General features: G+C 69.2%; 16 protein-coding genes. 4 read left to right on the plus strand and 12 right to left on the minus strand.

Features of this window, described 5'->3' with window-relative positions; genetic code table 11:
- Positions 1-780 precede the first annotated feature (780 nt).
- Together ASC77_RS07170 and mobF are read right to left on the minus strand one after the other, a co-directional pair.
- Positions 781-1,191, minus strand: a complete 411-nt coding sequence (locus ASC77_RS07170; protein WP_056150525.1) for a VOC family protein — start codon at positions 1,189-1,191, stop codon at positions 781-783.
- Positions 1,192-1,863: 672 nt separating this feature from the next.
- Positions 1,864-4,437 carry a MobF family relaxase gene (gene mobF, locus ASC77_RS07180; protein ID WP_200944930.1) on the minus strand — a complete coding sequence of 858 codons (2,574 nt, stop codon included), beginning with the start codon at positions 4,435-4,437 and terminating at the stop codon, positions 1,864-1,866.
- Positions 4,438-5,053: 616 nt separating this feature from the next.
- On the opposite strand from mobF, the gene ASC77_RS27690 reads away from it, so the two are divergent.
- Complete coding sequence (locus ASC77_RS27690; RefSeq protein WP_268788407.1) at positions 5,054-5,176, plus strand: hypothetical protein; 123 nt, start codon at positions 5,054-5,056, stop codon at positions 5,174-5,176.
- A 180-nt stretch (positions 5,177-5,356) separates the two neighbouring features.
- On the opposite strand, the gene ASC77_RS07185 is transcribed toward ASC77_RS27690, so the two are convergent.
- The 4 genes from ASC77_RS07185 to ASC77_RS07200 all read right to left on the minus strand — a co-directional run bounded on the left by ASC77_RS07185 (position 5,357) and on the right by ASC77_RS07200 (position 7,343).
- Positions 5,357-5,824 (minus strand): GtrA family protein, encoded by a 468-nt coding sequence (locus ASC77_RS07185; protein ID WP_056150530.1) that lies wholly within the window; start codon positions 5,822-5,824, stop codon positions 5,357-5,359.
- Positions 5,817-6,305, minus strand: a complete 489-nt coding sequence (locus ASC77_RS07190) for a lecithin retinol acyltransferase family protein (protein WP_056150532.1) — start codon at positions 6,303-6,305, stop codon at positions 5,817-5,819. The genes ASC77_RS07185 and ASC77_RS07190 overlap by 8 nt, the downstream gene beginning before the upstream one ends.
- Positions 6,306-6,451: 146 nt before the next feature.
- Positions 6,452-6,892 carry a PRC-barrel domain-containing protein gene (locus ASC77_RS07195; RefSeq protein ID WP_056150534.1) on the minus strand — a complete coding sequence of 147 codons (441 nt, stop codon included), beginning with the start codon at positions 6,890-6,892 and terminating at the stop codon, positions 6,452-6,454.
- A gap of 154 nt (positions 6,893-7,046) precedes the next feature.
- Complete coding sequence (locus tag ASC77_RS07200) at positions 7,047-7,343, minus strand: hypothetical protein (RefSeq protein ID WP_056150535.1); 297 nt, start codon at positions 7,341-7,343, stop codon at positions 7,047-7,049.
- A gap of 175 nt (positions 7,344-7,518) precedes the next feature.
- Here ASC77_RS07200 and ASC77_RS26935 point away from each other — a divergent pair, with 175 nt between their 5' ends.
- On the plus strand, positions 7,519-7,812 hold the full coding sequence (locus ASC77_RS26935; protein WP_162249805.1) for an STAS domain-containing protein: 294 nt from the start codon (positions 7,519-7,521) through the stop codon (positions 7,810-7,812).
- On the opposite strand, the gene ASC77_RS07210 is transcribed toward ASC77_RS26935, so the two are convergent.
- The 6 genes from ASC77_RS07210 to ASC77_RS07235 all read right to left on the minus strand — a co-directional run bounded on the left by ASC77_RS07210 (position 7,809) and on the right by ASC77_RS07235 (position 13,803).
- Positions 7,809-8,483, minus strand: coding sequence for a GerMN domain-containing protein (locus ASC77_RS07210; RefSeq protein ID WP_056150540.1), 675 nt, complete (start codon positions 8,481-8,483; stop codon positions 7,809-7,811). The two genes, ASC77_RS26935 and ASC77_RS07210, sit on opposite strands and share 4 nt — an antisense overlap.
- On the minus strand, positions 8,480-9,820 hold the full coding sequence (locus tag ASC77_RS07215) for a sensor histidine kinase (protein ID WP_056150541.1): 1,341 nt from the start codon (positions 9,818-9,820) through the stop codon (positions 8,480-8,482). The genes ASC77_RS07210 and ASC77_RS07215 overlap by 4 nt, the downstream gene beginning before the upstream one ends.
- Positions 9,821-9,852: 32 nt before the next feature.
- A complete protein-coding gene (locus ASC77_RS07220; RefSeq protein ID WP_056150543.1) occupies positions 9,853-10,557 on the minus strand; it encodes a response regulator transcription factor in 705 nt (234 codons plus the stop codon).
- 344 nt (positions 10,558-10,901) lie between these two features.
- Entirely contained in the window at positions 10,902-12,488 is a 1,587-nt protein-coding gene (locus tag ASC77_RS07225; protein WP_156390978.1) for a hypothetical protein, read from the minus strand.
- Positions 12,489-12,952: 464 nt separating this feature from the next.
- Entirely contained in the window at positions 12,953-13,321 is a 369-nt protein-coding gene (locus tag ASC77_RS07230) for a hypothetical protein (RefSeq protein ID WP_156390979.1), read from the minus strand.
- A gap of 104 nt (positions 13,322-13,425) precedes the next feature.
- Positions 13,426-13,803, minus strand: coding sequence for an STAS domain-containing protein (locus tag ASC77_RS07235; protein ID WP_056150550.1), 378 nt, complete (start codon positions 13,801-13,803; stop codon positions 13,426-13,428).
- A gap of 437 nt (positions 13,804-14,240) precedes the next feature.
- Between ASC77_RS07235 and ASC77_RS07240 the strand changes: the two genes are divergently transcribed.
- Positions 14,241-14,480 (plus strand): hypothetical protein, encoded by a 240-nt coding sequence (locus tag ASC77_RS07240; RefSeq protein WP_056150551.1) that lies wholly within the window; start codon positions 14,241-14,243, stop codon positions 14,478-14,480.
- A 181-nt stretch (positions 14,481-14,661) separates the two neighbouring features.
- The gene (locus ASC77_RS07245; RefSeq protein ID WP_056150553.1) at positions 14,662-16,242 is read left to right on the plus strand and encodes an FMN-binding glutamate synthase family protein; all 1,581 of its coding nucleotides are present in this window, start codon (positions 14,662-14,664) and stop codon (positions 16,240-16,242) included.
- The last annotated feature ends 77 nt before the right edge of the window (positions 16,243-16,319 follow it).

Here is a 16,319-nt window from a genome sequence, read left to right on the forward strand (position 1 = left end):
ACCGGACCCGGACCCGGACCCGATCCGGGACCGTCGTCGCCGCGGGGTCAGCCCCGGCCCCGCACTGGTGCGGGGGCCGTAGCGTTCGGCTCTGCGCCGGGCGCATAGCCGCCGTCTGCGGTGGTGCACCCGGTGCACCGCCGCACGGTCCCGCGTCCGACGCGGGACCGGAGACTGTGGTGGTGGACCCGGTCCACGACCGCGGATCCAGCTCGGCTGTGCACCGGGTGCACAGCCGTAGAGGCCGGAGATGCGCCGGACGCACCACCGGCGCGGGTGACACCGCCCGCGGCGCAGATGTGGCGCGCTCCTGCATGCTCGGAGACTAGACGGATGGTGTTATCGGATTCCGAAATCAAGCAGGCGGAACTTAGGGGGAACGCTGTCGACATCGCAGCGTTTGCGCAGGTCAGATGCGTTCCCCCGAAAGTTGTCCGGATGTCTTGTGATGTTTCAGGACAGCGGTGACAGTCTGCATCACGACATCGGTGACAGTTGATGTCTCAAGACATCGGTGACGGTTCGGGTCTGCGAAGTCGATCCGCTCCCACGTAGCCAAACGCCGGGGGGAGGGCCAGTCCCCCCGCGCGATGAGCGTGCCTTCGTGATCGAAGAACTCGAGAGTGTTCGCGCGTAGACCAAGGGTGGCGTGGTCGATCGCTGGGCCGAGCGGCCGGTGACGAGGTTCGAGCGCAAGGGGATTGCCGCCGGCCGCGGCATCGCCGACCTCCGGTATCGACGGACAGCCTGACCGACCGGGCGCAGCAGGGATCCGGTAGGTCAGGCACCCCGGGCGATGTTGACCACCCAAGAGGTCCCGAACCGGTCGATGCACATCCCGAACTCGTCGCCCCACGGCTGGGTGGCCAGGTCGACCGTCACGGTCCCTCCGTCCGACAGCGCCTGCCAGTAGCCGCGCAGTTCCTCGGTCTCGTTCCCGCCGAGGCTGATCGCGAGGTTGTTTCCGGGCCGCAACGTCTCGTCCGGCAGCATGTCGGCGGCCATCAGCGTGAGGCCAGACGCTGTCTCCAACTGGCCGTGCATGACCTGGTCGCCTATGCCGTGGTCGTCGGTGCCGAAGTCGCCGAAGTGGTTGATTGTGAGATCGCCGCCGAACACGTCCTGATAGAACGCCAGGGCGTCCGAGGCATCACCCGCGAAACTGAGGTAGGGGTTCAGTCGAGCGGCCATGTTCCGACGATAGACCGTCACCGGCGTGCGGTCAGCCGCTGCCGCAGGTCCGGCTCCCGCCGGAGCCGGCTCAGATCACGCTCCCCTGCGCGAGGCGATCACCGCGGCCAGGAAGGCCTCCGGAGGGGTTGGCGGCTTGGATGCGATCCAGGCTGCCGCGCCGCATGCGAAAGCTCACGCCCACGGTGCCGACCAACCCGACTTCGCATTCATTCCCGTTGCGGACGTGGCGAACCTTCGCGGCTTGCGGAAACTCGAAGTCCCGCGCCATACGCCGGTCACCTCTCGCTCCTCGTCAACGACGGGACCCTCTTGGCTGGCGACCTCGTCGGCACGGCGTTCGGAAGCTCACTCGTGCTCCCGAAGGCGTCAGCGAAGACACCGCTCGCGAAACAGATTCGATCAGAAGGTTGCTCGACATCGGTGGTAGCCGAATGCTGTTCGGACACGGACCTGAAACCGAGCAACCGTTTGAGGCCGTCGCCACTCTGATCGCCGATTGATCCGACCTGTCATGCCGCGTACAAGTGGCGTTCTTGCTTGGCCGCTACGCTCAGATTCACGACGAAGTCTCATCACCTGATCCGCGAGAGTGTCACCGATGTCGTGATGCAGAACTGTCACCTATGTCCTGAGACACGACAGTTTGAGCTTTTCACCCCTGTGGTCTTGTCAGCGTCCGATTTCGAGGCCGGTCGGAGCAGGCGGAACGGTGCCGCGGTGGAAATCAGCGACGATCCCGTAGCGGTCGATGGCATCGATTGCTTGCTGTCGGGCGTGTGCGGGGCCGAGGTCGGCGCGGTCGCGGGCGAAAACGTCGACCCATTGGCGGCGGGCGTCGTCGAGGTCATTGGCGACGACGTGGGCCGTGTTGTGGTGGCGGCCGCGGGTCATCGCGACGTACGCGGACGAGGCACCTGTGTGGTCGCCAATCACCACGTGGGCGGCGTCGACGGTCTCGCCCTGGGCGCCGTGGACGGTGGTGGCGTAGGCGAGCTCGACGAACCGGGCTGCGTAGTCGGCCGGGACCGCGCGATCGCGGCCGCGCCCGCGGAGACGGAGGCTGCCGTCGTCCCCTATGCCGGTGACGGTCCAGGTCTGGCGGTTGGCGACCTGGAGATCGGGGTCATTGCGGCGGGTTGCGACCCTGTCGCCGGGGCCGATGCGTTCCCCGGCGGCCGTGGTGACCCCTGCGACCGCGGTTGTGCTGATGGCCTGGTGATCGCGGATGGTGGCGTTGAGGTCCGCGACCTGTTCGCGCGTGTCGGCGATGACCAGGTCACCGCGGGCACCGGCGTCGGCGAGTGCGGCGGTGCGTTCACCCTCGGTGGGGTGGATGACGATCTGTCCACGCCGCAGTAGGTCGTCGAACACGGCGGCGGGGTCGTCGCCGGTCCGCATCCGTAGCGACAGGGCGGCGTAGTCGGGGTCGGTGAACCGGTGCACGGACTCGAGGGTGACGACGGCGGTGGGGTGCGCGAAGGCGATGGCGTGGTCGAGGACACCGCCGCGGCCGACGGCGGGGAGTTGATGGCGGTCCCCGACCAGTGCGAAACGTGCGCCGGTCTCGTCGGCGAGGGTCAGCAGCGCCAGGGCGACGTCCTGGTCGAGCATGCCGGCTTCGTCGACGAGCAGCAGGTCCCCGGACCGCAGGCGCGCGGACCGGCTGGGGGTTGGGGCGGGTTGGCGGGTCCAGTGGCCTTGGTCGTTCCAGCGGAACCCGTGCTGGTGGATCAGCCAGGAGGCGGAGTGTCCGTGGGCGCCGGTCTCGGCGGCGGCGACCTCGGCCGCCTTCAACGTTGGGGTAACCACGACCAGGCGGTGCCCTCGCCGGGCGAGTCGCTGCTGGGCGGCCCGGAGCGCGGTGGTCTTGCCGGCGCCGGCGGCACCCTCGACGACCACGAGGTCTCCATCGCCGGCCAGGGTGCCGACCACGGCTGCCTGTGTCGGATCGGCCCGCTGACCGAGCCATGCGCGGCGCGCGTGTCTGGTTCCGCGTCGGGCCAGTCGGGTGATCAGGTCGGCTTCGACGTCCAGGACGCGCGGGGAGGTGAGGGATCGGACGTGCTCGGGGACATCGGAGCCCACGAGCAGGCGGGTGCACCTGTCGGTGGCGCGGGCGGTGATGTCCTCGGCGAGCTCCACCCGGACGGCCCGGTCCGCGACCAGGCCGGTCTGAGCGAGCAGCACCTCGGTCCGCCCGCGGATGTCCGCGACGTTCCACGCCGACCGCTTCGAGCCGAGGATCGAGACGACCAGTTCCGCAACAGCGTCGCGGTCTACCCGCCCCGGCTGGTTCCCGTCCAGAGCGACCGGTGCGGCTGGGTCGCGGTAGCCGAGGTCGCGGAGTTCGCTGTTCCACCGCGCGACCAGCTCCGACCCGTCCTTCGGGACGACCTTGTCCGGGCGTGCATGCGCCCACGCGCGGCGGTCCCAGCCCTCCCGCAACCGCCGGCCCGGCTCCTCGCCCGGATGCTCGGCACGCCACTCGGCCTCATTGCGGTCGGTGTTGCGGCGGATCTGCGCCGCTCGTGCACTGAACGCGCCTACATAGGGCTTGAGCTGGGTGATCTCGCCGGTCTCGGGGTCGATCGTGTACCCGTGCTCGGCGAGGACGCGTCGGAAGTGTGGGTCAGTGGCGACCGCAGCGTGCCCGATCCCGTTGATCGCCTCGGTTGAGTCGCGGATCCCGACCGAGTGGATCCCGCGCCACGCCCCGGACGCCCACACTCGGGCATTGATCTGCAGGTGGAGGTGCCGGTGCGGATCCCCGGCCCGCGACGTGTAGTGCCGGATCACCGCCGCCTCGACCTGCTCGACCGGGACCTGGACTTGCCGGCCACGTGGACCCACCCGGGTCGTCGCATGAGCGGCGACCCAGCCGACAATCTCCCCGGCCGCACGGTCCTGGGCCGCATCGAGAGCCTCGGAGATCGCCGGGTGCAGCGAGGCCGCGAGCGACCAGGTCTTCGGACCATTCACGACGACCTCGACGAACCGCAGCGCGTCCGCATCCGTGCGCAGCCGGCCCTTCGTCGCACCAGCGTCCGCGTCGATGTCCATCCCGGCCACCCACTGCTCGTACGTGTCACCGTCCATCGCGCCAGCGACGAAGACACTCGCTGGGGTGGCGACCAGTCGCATCGCGATCGCGTCGCCCTCGGCCAGGTAGTAGTCATCCGCGCGAGACCGGTCCCGCTCGACGTAGAGGCGCGCCGCCTTCGCGGCGCCGCGATAGAACTTCACCCCACCATGCACGCAACCACCCCCGAGACCCTTCGATCTCAAGGTGCGCACCGCCTACCTACGGACCTCCGTAGCATGTGTGCCGCGTGAGATGCCGTGGCGGTGTTCCGAAGTATGGGGAAGATCGAGCGCGGCAGGAGGCAGGAGGTGGTTGCAACCTCAGGAGGCCGGGTGAGCCAGCAGCTGCTGGGCTCGTCGATGATCTCGATACGGTCCGGACGACGAGCGCCGAGTGCTCAACGCACCAGGTCGCCGGGACCTTGAGGAGGTCCCAGCGGAGGATCTTCAGGCAGTTCACAAACCGGTCAGTCTCGATTGCGTCGAGGCCGTGTGCGAGCCGCGCTTCTGGGATGACGGCGCCGGCGGGGACTCGTGGGTGTCACGCATCTGCGCCCGATCGCCATGCATGACCCTTGGCTGCGGCAGCGGTCGCCAACTTCGACCGTGTGCCTACCAAGCAGGATCGGCGGGATTGAGCGAGCACGGCAGTCGCGACGCCCGAGCTGCGTGAGTCCGGCGCCGCGACGCTTCACCTGCGTCGGCATTCCTCCAGGTCCGGGAGGAATCAACCGCCCGGAGAGGTGGAAAGGCTTGGCAGGCCACGGAGCTGGTCACGATGGAGTCCACGCGGGACTCGGTCGTCGCCGAAACAGACATTGAGGAGAACATCGGGCAGATTCAGAGCTGTGCCGACGCCGGCTACGACGAGCTCTACCTCGCCACCATGGGTCCTCGCTAGCGGGTGGCACGCTGGTCGGCTGGGTGACCCTGGGACATGGGTTTCCGATGTCTTGAGCCAGACACCGTCAGCCCGACTCAACCGCCCGTGCAGCGGATGCTGAACATCGATGAGCTGGGCGAGCGCCTCGCCGTCTCGGCACTCACGCTCTCGCATTGATGGCTCTCGGATCGGGATCGATCAGCAGTCCGGCAGATGCGAGGGAGCGACATCGAGGAAGACGTATCGCCGGAAGACCCAGAACCGAGCGATCGTGCTCACGCCGAGACCGATCACATTGGCCGAGACGTTGTCCGCCCATGCGCTAGACAGGCCCAGGACGTAACGGCTGAAGGCCAGGCAGACAACCGGAATCAGCATGGTCGCCGCGCCAAGCGCGAAGAACCGCACGACACTCTGGATCGAGTCGTCTCCCTTCCGCTGCTGGAACGCCCACATCCGCATGCCCATGTAGGCGACCAGACCGGCGACGACATTGACCAGGACGTACGCCGCGAGGGGCTGTTCATGCAAGGGGGCACCTCCGATGAGAGTGCCGTGGACCAGGGCGTTGAAGCCGAGGAAGGACACGGCCGTCGCAAGTCCACCGACCGTGAGGAAGCGTAGGATTTCTCCGAGCAGGCGCTGTACGGCGTCGCGGTCAGGCACTCTCGCTCGCGACCTGGGCGCGTTGCCACCGTCGGCGCCGGCGGGCCGGTCGCACCATCGCGTAGAGGCCAGCACCCGCCGTGCCGAGCAGCGCGGCGTGTGCGCCCATCGACTGGGCCGCGATTACGGACGCCAGGGCGCCCTGTGCCCCGAGGGCCCAGCGCCTTACCTGGGTGCTCGCCGCACGCCCGGTGCAGCACCAGGCGGCGAAGTGCTCGCAGTTGTTTCGCACCAGGTGGTAGCCCTCGGTGCCGAGCCGGGATTCGGCGTTGCTCACGGTCTCCTCGGGGCCGAGGCGCCGTTCGTACGGCCGGGTCAGGACCACCGCATCCGCTGCGAACTCCGCCAGCGACGTTCTCGCGACCCGGCGAACGCTGGCGCGCGTGCCGACATAGTGGATGACTGATCCATCGCCGCAGTCGATCCCGTGGTGGCTGTAACGCCGCCCTCGGCGGACGTACACGTGATCACCCTGCGCCATCTATGCCCTCGCCCTGATCGACTGCCCCATCAGCCGATCCTATGGAGTGCGCCCCGAAGCTGCCGGCATCGGCCGTCGCGGCCGGCTAACGCATCCCGGATGCGGTGCCGCCTCGGGACCGTCGGCAGGCCGACCGTGCCCCTGGTTCACCGCACGTGGCCGTCGGACTCCCAGAACGGTCGGATGCCGAAAGCCTCGTAAGCGGTCGTCACCCTCGTCAGCCAGTCGTGCGAACCTGGCTCGGGTCCCGACGGTCGACCGGGCGCCCGATGCGTGAGGTGGTGAAGCAGATGGGCGTGGGCGAGGGCCGAGGACCAGGCGATCCGCACCCTGCCGTCCACCTGCTCGATCGCCTCGACCGGTACCAGGGTCTCGCCGACGGTCAGGCCGAGCAGTCCTCCGGACAGGACGGAGATCAGGCGCGGGCGGCGCTCGGCGACGTCGATCACCAGGTCCGCGACCTCGCCGAGGCGGAGTCCATGAGGATCCACGACGACCATGCCGCGAAGGTCCGGCGTGGAAGGTAGGAGCTGGGACTGGAGGTCGGTCGATGCGAGGTACGCCAGCTCGACGGTGGGCGCGATCATGGAAGTACTCCTCGTGGGGTGGTCGGGCGTCAGGCGGCGCGTCGGATCTGCTGGATGAGCCGTAGGCGCCTCCGTTCACGCAGCGCTGCGGCACGTGTCTGGGCGATGACGCGCTCTCGCCTCACGGCGCGCCGCAGGTCGAGCGTCTCGGTCGTCACGCCGCCGTCCTCGCCACGAAGTGCACCCGCCCGACCTCGTCGGTCACCGCGTCCAGCTGACGACCGGTGATCCGGTGGACGACGTCTGGGGCCAGGTAGAGGCGGCCACCATTGCGCTCGACGACCTGGTCGTCGGCCTGCGGGCGCTGGACGATACGGACCTCGAGCGGCGCTTGCGGCGCTGCTCCGTCGTTCTCCGGAAGTGCGATACGGATCCCCGAGGTCACCGCCAGCCGCGGGTTGGCGGTGACTCGCTGGATGACGTGCAGGGCACGCGGGGTGATGGTGAGCATGGTGTGCTCGCCTCCTCGGTCTTTGGCTTCTCTCGATTCCACGTCCATCCAGACACGGCGGCCACGGCGCGACAAGGTGTTCGGCGGCTTTGTCGGGACCTCGTCCGGCGGCTGTCATGTGACTGCAACACCGATGCCAGGGGACCTGTCATCTGGCGTCGGCAGCATGGTGCCCATGTCCGATCGGATCTTCGTGCCGCTGACGGGTGCCGACGTCGTGGCGGCCGCGTGCGTCGATCTCGAACGCCGGCCCGACGGCGTGCTCGACGAGGTGCTGGAGCGCGGCATCCGGTCGCTCGTCATCGACATGGCCGGAGTCGACCGGGTGTCCTCCGCTACGGTCGCGACCTTGCTGCGCGCGCACCGTCGCTGCGCTGTACGGGGCGTCGACATCGTGCTGCGGCGGACGTCCCGCCAGTGTCGCGAAGTCCTCGGGCGTGCCGGGTTGGCGCGGTTGATGACCTTCTAGGGCCGAGGGGGCGGGCAGCCGGTCGACCCCAGGGGTCGTAGTCGGTCGGGGACGAAGCCGACGTAGTCCCGCGCCATCACGGGGCCCTCGGTCAGTGCGCCTCCGGGCAGGGGTGCCTGGACCGGCTCGCCGTCGTCGAAGAACAGGACCGACCGGACCGCAGGTGCGGTGGTGACGGTCAGGACGACCTGAGCCACGGCCAGGGGCAGCTGCTCGGCGCTGAGGGAGGTACCGGCCTGGATCTCGATCTTCGCAGTGCCACCGTCGACCGCCAGCAGCGCGAGCTTGAAGTCGGTCGGCAGCGCCGACGAGCGCCCTGCCGCGCGGGCTTCCTCTGACGGTCCTGCAGTGAGGGATGCGAGGAGTCGGTCGACCAACAGACCGGCGTCGATGGTGCATGCGTCGTCGGTGGGCTCGGGCTCCAGTTGGTCGCCGGTCACCCAGAAGACGGCAGGCGTTGCCGCTCCCGGACTGGTTCCGGCTGTGCCGGAGGTGCTGGCCGACTCGGGGTCCAACAGACGGTAGGGCACCGCGTCGTCGTCGACCGTGCGGACCGAGCCGCCTTCGGGTACGCCGCACGAGCTCAGCGCGACAGCGGCGGCGACGACGGCCGCGCCGGCCAGCGACGCGACCCATCGGGCCGTCCGGGTGGGCCCCGTGCGGCCGCTCACTGCTGAGGCCTGTTCGCGACCGGCAGTCTCACCACAAACACGGCGCCGCCGCCGTGTCGCTCCGTGCACCACACGTCTCCGTGGTGGGCGCGGACCGTCTGCTCCACGATGCTGAGTCCGAGGCCACTGCCGGTTCCGCGTTTCTGGCCACCAGCGCGCGCGAACCGTTCGAAGATCCGGGTGCGTTCCGCCGCAGGCACCCCAGGGCCGTGGTCCTGGACCTCCACGTCGACCACGTCGCCGCCGTCGACGACGGTGACGCCGGTCAGCCCACCGCCGTGCAGGTCGGCGTTGCGGATGAGGTTGGTGAGCACCCGCAGCATCTGCGGCCGATCGACGTGCACCCAGATGTCGGCGCTGCCGGCCGGTTCGACTGAGGCCACGTCGAGAGCATGACCGGTGGCCATGAGTGCCTGACTGACGAGCTCGGTCGCTGTGACAGCGACTCTCTCGGTCTCGCCGCGGCCGGCGTCGAGCTTGCCCAGTGTCAGGAGGTCTTCCAGGGCGCGCCGGAACCGGTCGAGCTCGTCGCCCATGAGTCGGACGGCCTGCTCGGTTCGCGGCGACAGGTCCGGAGCATCCTCGAGGAGGCTCAGGCTCATGGTCAGCGTGGTGACCGGTGTTCGCAGCTCGTGGCTGACGTCGGCGGCGAACCGGGCGTCTCGCTCGATGCGGTGGTGCAGTGCGTCGACCATGTGGTTGAAGGAGCCGACCAGGGCGGCCAGGTCAGGATCGTCGGTGGTTTCCAGCCGGGTGGACATGTCTCCTGCCGACACCCGCACGGCTGCGGTGGTGACGTCATCCAGGGGCGCGAGCACGCGGCGGCTGACGACGCGACCGACACCGGCTCCGGCCAGTGTCGTGATGGCGGCGCATCCGGCGAGCGCGGCGGCCAGGGTCCACAGGGTGCGGTCGAGCTCCTCGGCGACCGACACCTCGTAGTACTCGGCGTCGACGGCGGGCAGCGGCACGCCGACGACGACGGAGGGCGGGTCGGTGGCGCCGTTCCACCCGACGCCCACCGAGCCGTCCGCGACGGCCGGCTGCACGGTGGCCGTGAGATCCGGCCCGCCGCCGTCCAACGTCGACGAGTACCACTCACCGTGGCGGCGCACGTAGATGATCGCGCCGGACGGCGGGCTCAGCGCACCGAGCACCTCGTCGACCTGCGCCCCCGATGTCTGCAGGTTGTCCCTCACCCTCGCGGCGTCGGTGAAAGCCTGACGAAGGGCGGTGCGCTCGCGCTGCTCGACCAGGAAATGCCGGGCCGAGAAGTAGGTGCCGATCGCCAGCGAGGCCGACAGCAACAGCGCGCCCAGGGCGAAGGCGATCGTCACCGACGCCCTCAACCCTCGGCGGGGGAGCACCGTCATCGCACGTCGAGCCGGTACCCGAGGCCTCGAACCGTCACCAGCAGCTCAGGCGAGCTCGGATCGGCCTCCAGCTTCTTGCGCAGGCGCCGGATGTGCACGTCGACGATGCGCTCGTCGCCGAAGAATCCTCGCTCCCACACGTGCTCCAGCAGCGAGCCTCTGCTCAGCACCCGACCCGCGTTGTCAGCCAGCACGCTCAGCAGCCGGAACTCGGTGTTCGTCAGATGGATCTCGTCCGTCCCCCGGGTCAGGCTGCCTGCCCCCCGGTCGAACACGGTCGGCTCCCCACTGCCGTCCAGGACGAACACGTCGGAGTCTGCCTGCGTGACGCCTGCCAGTGATGGACGCCGCAGCCACGCCCGGAGCCGCGCCTTGACCTCGTCGACCAGGAACGGCTTGGTGACGTAGTCGTCGGCGCCGGCCTCGAGCGCCGCCACGATGTCCTCGACGCCGTCGCGCGCGCTCATCACGATGATCGGCGCCTGCGTCTGCGGCCGTGCCCGCCGGATGAAGGAGAAGCCATCCATCCCGCCCAGCATCAGGTCGACCAGCATCAGGTCCGGGCTCGCCTGTCCAGCCACGACCTCCAGGGCATGCTCGGCCTCTGCCGATTCGACGACCTGGTAGCCGTCGTCCTCGAGCACCATCCGGAGGGACGCGCGCAATCCCGCGTCGTCCTCGAGCATCAGGAGCCGAGTCATTGCTTCATGATCGCATCCGACCGGACCGTCCCGACCGATCCGGTGGTCCCGGCGGGAAATGTCATCAAACCGCAAAGATGCCGGGCGGTAGCGTCAGCTGCACGACAGCCGCGGCCAGGAGCCGGTGTCAGCGAGGCATCCAGGGACGGCCTCCCGCGCAGCCATCGCTACCAGATGGCGGAGGTCAGGCTGAGGTACGCGGCGCTCAGCAGCAGAACCAGACCGGTCTTCGCGACCAGGTCCAGCCCGCGGACCATCCGGCCGGGACGGAGTCGACGGACGCGGAGAGTGCCACCGCCACGCGAAGATCCGAGATCCCTGTGTGAGGGTCTCGCCCGAGGCCGTCACCGACGCAGGCCCACGTCGACGCGTTCTCCGACGGTGGCCGTACCGTCGGTCGCGATGGTGATCGGGACCAGGCCGGTCTGCATCCCCGTGGCGATGTCGACGTACTGGAGTTGGATGCTGAGTGCTTTGAGCGGTGTCGAGAACGGCGTGGAGAACCGGTTGAACGTCGGATTCTCCTCGACGCCACCGGCCGTTCCGAGCTGGGTGATCACGGTCCAGGTGACGTCGTCGGTGTCGGTGTTCCAAACGACCCAGGGGCCAGCAGCGTCGTGGAGGTGGCCGTAGGTGACGATGCCGGGCGGCAGGTCGGGGATCCCGTCGTCCACGGGGGTCGTCAACGACGTCCCGGTGGCCTTCACCTCGTCGAGGTCGACGCCCAGGTAGCCCGCCACTGCGCGGGGCTGGTGCAGCAGCACGTCGTAGGGCGCGACAGGGTCCTCGTCGTCGACCACCGACCGCAGCGCAGCACCGATGTCCGCCTCAGTCCTGCCGGAGTCGTTGATCACCAGCCCACCGAACAACGCCTTGAAGGCCGGGTCGCGGGCGCTGGCCACGCGGAGCCCTCCCGCCTCGACGATCTCGGTATCAGGGACGGACACGTCGCCCTCGATGAGCTGGTCGACGGTCACGTCCGTGTCGTGATCCCCTTTGGCCGCGGCGACAGGGATGCCAGGGCTCGCCGCGGCCTCACTCGAGACGAAGCCGGCCTCGGCGACGGTGCCGTTGGAGGAGATGTCACCCGCGATGGTGCGGAGCACGATGGCTCCCTCTGGCAGTCGCTCCTGCAGGGCGTCGTACAGGTCTCTGCGCACGGCGGTGCCAACCAAGCTGCCCTGGGGATCGGCCTCGGCGAGCACGACGACCTCGCCGTCCCGCGGGGTGATCTGGCCGGCGCTGACGCCCAGCGCTTCGTCGAGGGAGGTAGCGGCCGTCGCCTCGTAGCGGTCCGTGCGGTCCCGGATCCGCGCTGTGTTCTTCTCGATGAAAGGTTGGATCTGCTCGGCGACCTCCCGGGTCTGCGGGCTGCTGAAGGCGATGTCGTCGTGGCCAGGCAACGCAAAGCTCTCGCCGATGGCTTGGTTGCCGGCCCAGGAGTGGAACTCGGAGATCGCGAGCGTGACGGAGGTGGCGGCACCCACGACGAGCACGACGCCGGCGATGACCAACCCGGTCCGGCGGGACCGGCGCGAGCTCAGGTGCCAGATGCCCGTTAGGACCACACCGCCGAGCGCACCCGCGACCAGCGCCAGGCGCACGGCTCTGCCGACGACCTGGTGGCGCAGCTCGGCTCCGTAGGCGATCGCGACCCCGTCGGGATCGTCCAGGAACCGGGTGTTGGCGCGGACGAACGCCGGTGACACGTACGACGCCAGCGTCCCGCCTGCGATCGGCGGGCCGGTCGAGCGCAGCTCGGCGCCGAACCCGGCAGTGGCGGTGCGGCGCCAGTAGACCTTCCCGAGCAATCCTGTGTCGAGGGTCGTGTGCGCGTTGTGCGCCAGCCGAACCTCGACCGGCAAGGTCCCGAGCCGGTCCTCGAACGAGGCGCGCTCGACGGCGTGCTCCACGGCCAGAGGCGTGCACACGATGGTAGCGGCGGCCGCACAGATCAGCCAGCGAACAATCCAGGGAAGTGCCCGGCGAGCGCGTCCTGTCAACCCGGCCGTGGAGTGCGCGGCCGTGCCTGACATGGGCGCGTCGCGCGCAGTACCCGCAGCCGTAGGCGGGAGCGAGTCGCTCCGACCCGGACCTTCGAGGTGGCGCATCCCAGTCATGCTAGGCCGCTGAGCTACTCGACGACGATCCACGCGCCCGACCCCGCGCGAGGGCATGTCGCTCGTGCGGTCCGAGCCGCTCTCAGCGTCGCGTCTGTGGAGCGATGACCTCCGCTCCACGCGGCCGGGTTCACGTCCCGTTGCACGAACCCGTTGGAGAATCGGACGTCGTAGGTGAACGTTCGTCGACGTCCGAGCATCCAGCTGCTGACAGACGCCGTGGCCCGGATGGCCACCGGCACGTCACCGGCTGACACTGCGTACCTCGTCTGCGCTCAGTCGGTCGTCACGCCCATCCACAACGACCAGCCCCTCTCGATCGCCCTGACGCCCCACTCCTGTGCGAGGGCGTCGAAGACCGGCGTCGCCTCCTTCACGTCGCAAGGGTCCACGCCGTGGCGAGCGGTGCCCGAGCAGCCAAGGGCGCCGACGTCGAGCAGGATCCGGTCGAGATCCAGCCACCTGAGGAGAATGGCGACTCGTGCTGGATCGAAGCGCAGTGCGTGCTCGACAGCTGCCAGCGCCAGACAGACGAGCCGCTCGCGTGCTTGGGCACCGACTGCACGATCCTCTGCCCACCTCCGCGTCGCCGTCACCGCGCGACGGTCCACCCCGGGGCGACAGTCCAGGTCGAACGTCGTCACTCCCGGCAACCTCGTATCGCCGGCAGCCTCCATAATCCCGTCACGCCCGCGCATTGCCGTTGCCTCTGCTTCCTTGTCCGTCCGTCGTGTTGATCGCGCGTCTGTCACCTACTTCGCATGTCAAGACGCCCCACCAGGCCGATGCGCTCGAGGGCCTCGCGGCACTGACGGGTCGGGTTCCACAGGTGGACCTCGACGCCGCGACGCGAGCAGCGCTGGCGTGCCCACAACAGCTCCGCCACCGTCGTCGAGGACATCCGGCCGATCTCCGACAGGTCGAGCACCAGCGCGCGAGGTTCGAGGCAGAACGCGATGTCCAACTGCTGATCCAACTCGGCGAGGGAGTTGTTCAGACCACCGCGCGGCAAACGGACGACCACGTCACCTGGCCGAACGTCGTCGGTCAACCTGAGCGCGGTCGCGGGAACCGAGGCGTCGTGCTCGGCGGACTCCGACGAGGGCTGCTTGCGCGCAGGCGGCATCTCTCCACCGTTGCGTCGCAAGATGACAGCCCTCCGGGTTGTCGTGTTGCAATCTCATGACGATGCGCCCGGCTGAGACCGCTGCCCCGGCCCGTCGCTGGAACGGCCGCATCTGCGCTGGAGAATTGTATTTGGTCGTTCTTTACTCTGGGTCTCGAGTTTGGGCATACCAGGGTTCGTGCAGCTGATACGAAGATCGCAGCCAGCGACAGTGCCTCTCACAACTGGTCGTCTTCCCCAGTCCAAGCACTGACGCCCCGCCGCTCGGCTGGGTCGTGGAGCGGGAGCCGGTTGCGCGCAATGGCGGGGGGGTCTAGCAGGGCATTCTGAGCCGAGGTGCCGCCGGAAGGTGGTGGTGTGCGGCGTGACGCGACAGTGACTTCTGGTCTCCGCGTCCACGCTTGAATGCGCGTAGCACCGACGGGTACCGGACGTTCATGGGAGATCAGGAGCACACCAAGCAGCCGGTGCAGGAGGAGCGTCCGCTCGACGTTGACAGCCTCCCCGAGGAGGAGGGGCTCTCGATCGCCGATGCGTCGGACCGAGTGGACGCGGACCCCGACGACCAGCTCAGCCGGCCCGAGCAGCCCGACTTCGACGAGGGTGAGCGCCGGCAGTACGAGGACCCGCCGGTCGACCGCCCACTCTCGGAGTCGCAGCGGCCTGAGGACCGCTGAGGACCGCTGGCGGTCAGCGGGTTGTTTCGACGTCGTCCTAGGCAGAATTTCGGTTCTGCCGCCTTTCGTTGGGGACGGCGTCGGGGCGGGTCGGGCTGACCGTCGGTGGTTCGTCAAGGCGGAGGGTGTACTCGCCTAATACTGCGGATGAGTCGCGGCCTGTCCGGGTACTGGTTGGTCCGTGCTGCGCTTCTTCGTCCTGGCCGGACTGCTGGTGCTCGGCGCCTTGACCCTCCTCGCCGCCGCGATCGGGGGGTGGGGATGGTGGGTGCTGGCCGTGGTCCTCGCCGGTCTCCTGGTGCTTGCCTGCTACGACCTGTTGCAGCGGCGGCACTCGATCCTCCGCAACTACCCGGTGCTCGGCCACCTGCGGTTCCTGCTCGAGGCGATCCGACCGGAGCTGCAGCAGTACTTCATCGAGCGGAACTTCGACGGGCGCCCGTACGACCGCGACACCCGCTCGGCGATCTACCAACGGGCGAAGGGGGTCAAGGAGGAGCAGCCATACGGCACCGAGCGCGACCTCGAGCAGGTCGGGTACGAGTACCTCGTGCACTCGACCGCCCCGGTCGCGCCGATGGAGCACACGCCACGGGTGCGCATCGGCGGACCGGATTGCACCCGGCCCTACGACATGGCCCTGCTCAACGTGTCGGCGATGAGCTTCGGGTCGCTGTCGGCCAACGCGATCGAGGCGCTCAACCGGGGTGCGGCCATCGGTGGCTTCGCGCACGACACGGGCGAGGGGGCGATCAGCCCCTACCACCGCAACGGCGGCGACCTGGTCTGGGAGTTGGGCTCGGGCTACTTCGGCGCGCGCACGGAGCACGGCCGGTTCGACGAGGCGAAGTTCGCCGACAAGGCGGCCGACGATCAGGTCAAGATGGTCAGCCTCAAGCTCAGCCAGGGCGCGAAGCCCGGCATCGGCGGCGTGCTGCCGGCCGCGAAGGTGTCCGCGGAGATCGCGTCGACACGTGGCATCCCGCAGGGCGAGAAGTGCGTCTCGCCGGCGTACCACCACGTCTTCTCGACGCCGCGGGAGCTGGTGCTCTTCATCGGCCGCTTCCGGGAGCTGGCTGGCGGGAAGCCGGCTGGATTCAAGCTCTGCGTGGGCTCGCGGGTCGACGTCCTTGCGATCTGCAAGGCGATGGTGGAGGAGGGGGTGACGCCCGACTTCATCGTCGTCGACGGCGCCGAGGGCGGCACCGGTGCGGCACCGCTGGAGTACGAGGACCACATCGGCATGCCGTTGACCGAGGGCCTGATGACGGTCCACAACGCGCTCGTCGGTGTCGGCCTGCGCGACCGGGTCCGGATCGGGGCGAGCGGCAAGGTGAGCAGCGGCATCGACGTCGTGAAGCGGATGATCCAGGGCGCCGACTACACCAACGCCGCACGGGCGATGATGCAGGCCGTCGGTTGCATCCAGTCGCAGCGCTGCCACACCAACCGGTGCCCGGTGGGCGTGGCGACCCAGGACCCGAAGCGGATGCGTGCGTTGGACGTGCCCACGAAGACCGAGCGCGTGGTGCGCTACCAGGCGGCGGTCGTCGACCAGGCCGTCCAGGTGATCGCCTCGATGGGTCTGTCCTCCTTCGAGGAGCTCGGCCCCCACATGCTGCGCCGCCGTGTCCACGACGGCGAGATCGCGTCGTACGCCGAGCTCTTCCACCACCTCGAGCCGCGGGAGCTCCTGGACGGACCGACGGCGGCCTGGGAGCGTGACTGGTCGATGGCCGACCCGGACCGTTTTCGCCCCTGAACGTCGCCCGTCGACCCGGGAGGCGCCGTGGCTAGGATCCGGTGGAGTCGGGTCCGGCGAGGAGCCGGACGACGATG

It is taken from the genome of Nocardioides sp. Root1257 (genome assembly GCF_001425175.1).
Taxonomy (GTDB): Bacteria; Actinomycetota; Actinomycetes; order Propionibacteriales; family Nocardioidaceae; genus Nocardioides.

Excerpts from the sequence above, each read along its gene's own strand:
- ASC77_RS07200 (WP_056150535.1), bottom strand. The coding sequence starts at position 7,343 with ATGCTCACCATCACCCCGCGTGCCCTGCACGTCATCCAGCGAGTCACC.
- ASC77_RS26935 (WP_162249805.1), top strand. The coding sequence starts at position 7,519 with ATGTCCGATCGGATCTTCGTGCCGCTGACGGGTGCCGACGTCGTGGCG.
- ASC77_RS07190 (WP_056150532.1), bottom strand. The coding sequence starts at position 6,305 with ATGGCGCAGGGTGATCACGTGTACGTCCGCCGAGGGCGGCGTTACAGC.
- ASC77_RS07220 (WP_056150543.1), bottom strand. The coding sequence starts at position 10,557 with ATGACTCGGCTCCTGATGCTCGAGGACGACGCGGGATTGCGCGCGTCC.
- ASC77_RS07240 (WP_056150551.1), top strand. The coding sequence starts at position 14,241 with ATGGGAGATCAGGAGCACACCAAGCAGCCGGTGCAGGAGGAGCGTCCG.
- ASC77_RS07195 (WP_056150534.1), bottom strand. The coding sequence starts at position 6,892 with ATGATCGCGCCCACCGTCGAGCTGGCGTACCTCGCATCGACCGACCTC.
- ASC77_RS27690 (WP_268788407.1), top strand. The coding sequence starts at position 5,054 with ATGGAGTCCACGCGGGACTCGGTCGTCGCCGAAACAGACATTGAGGAG.
- ASC77_RS07235 (WP_056150550.1), bottom strand. The coding sequence starts at position 13,803 with ATGCCGCCTGCGCGCAAGCAGCCCTCGTCGGAGTCCGCCGAGCACGAC.
- ASC77_RS07170 (WP_056150525.1), bottom strand. The coding sequence starts at position 1,191 with ATGGCCGCTCGACTGAACCCCTACCTCAGTTTCGCGGGTGATGCCTCG.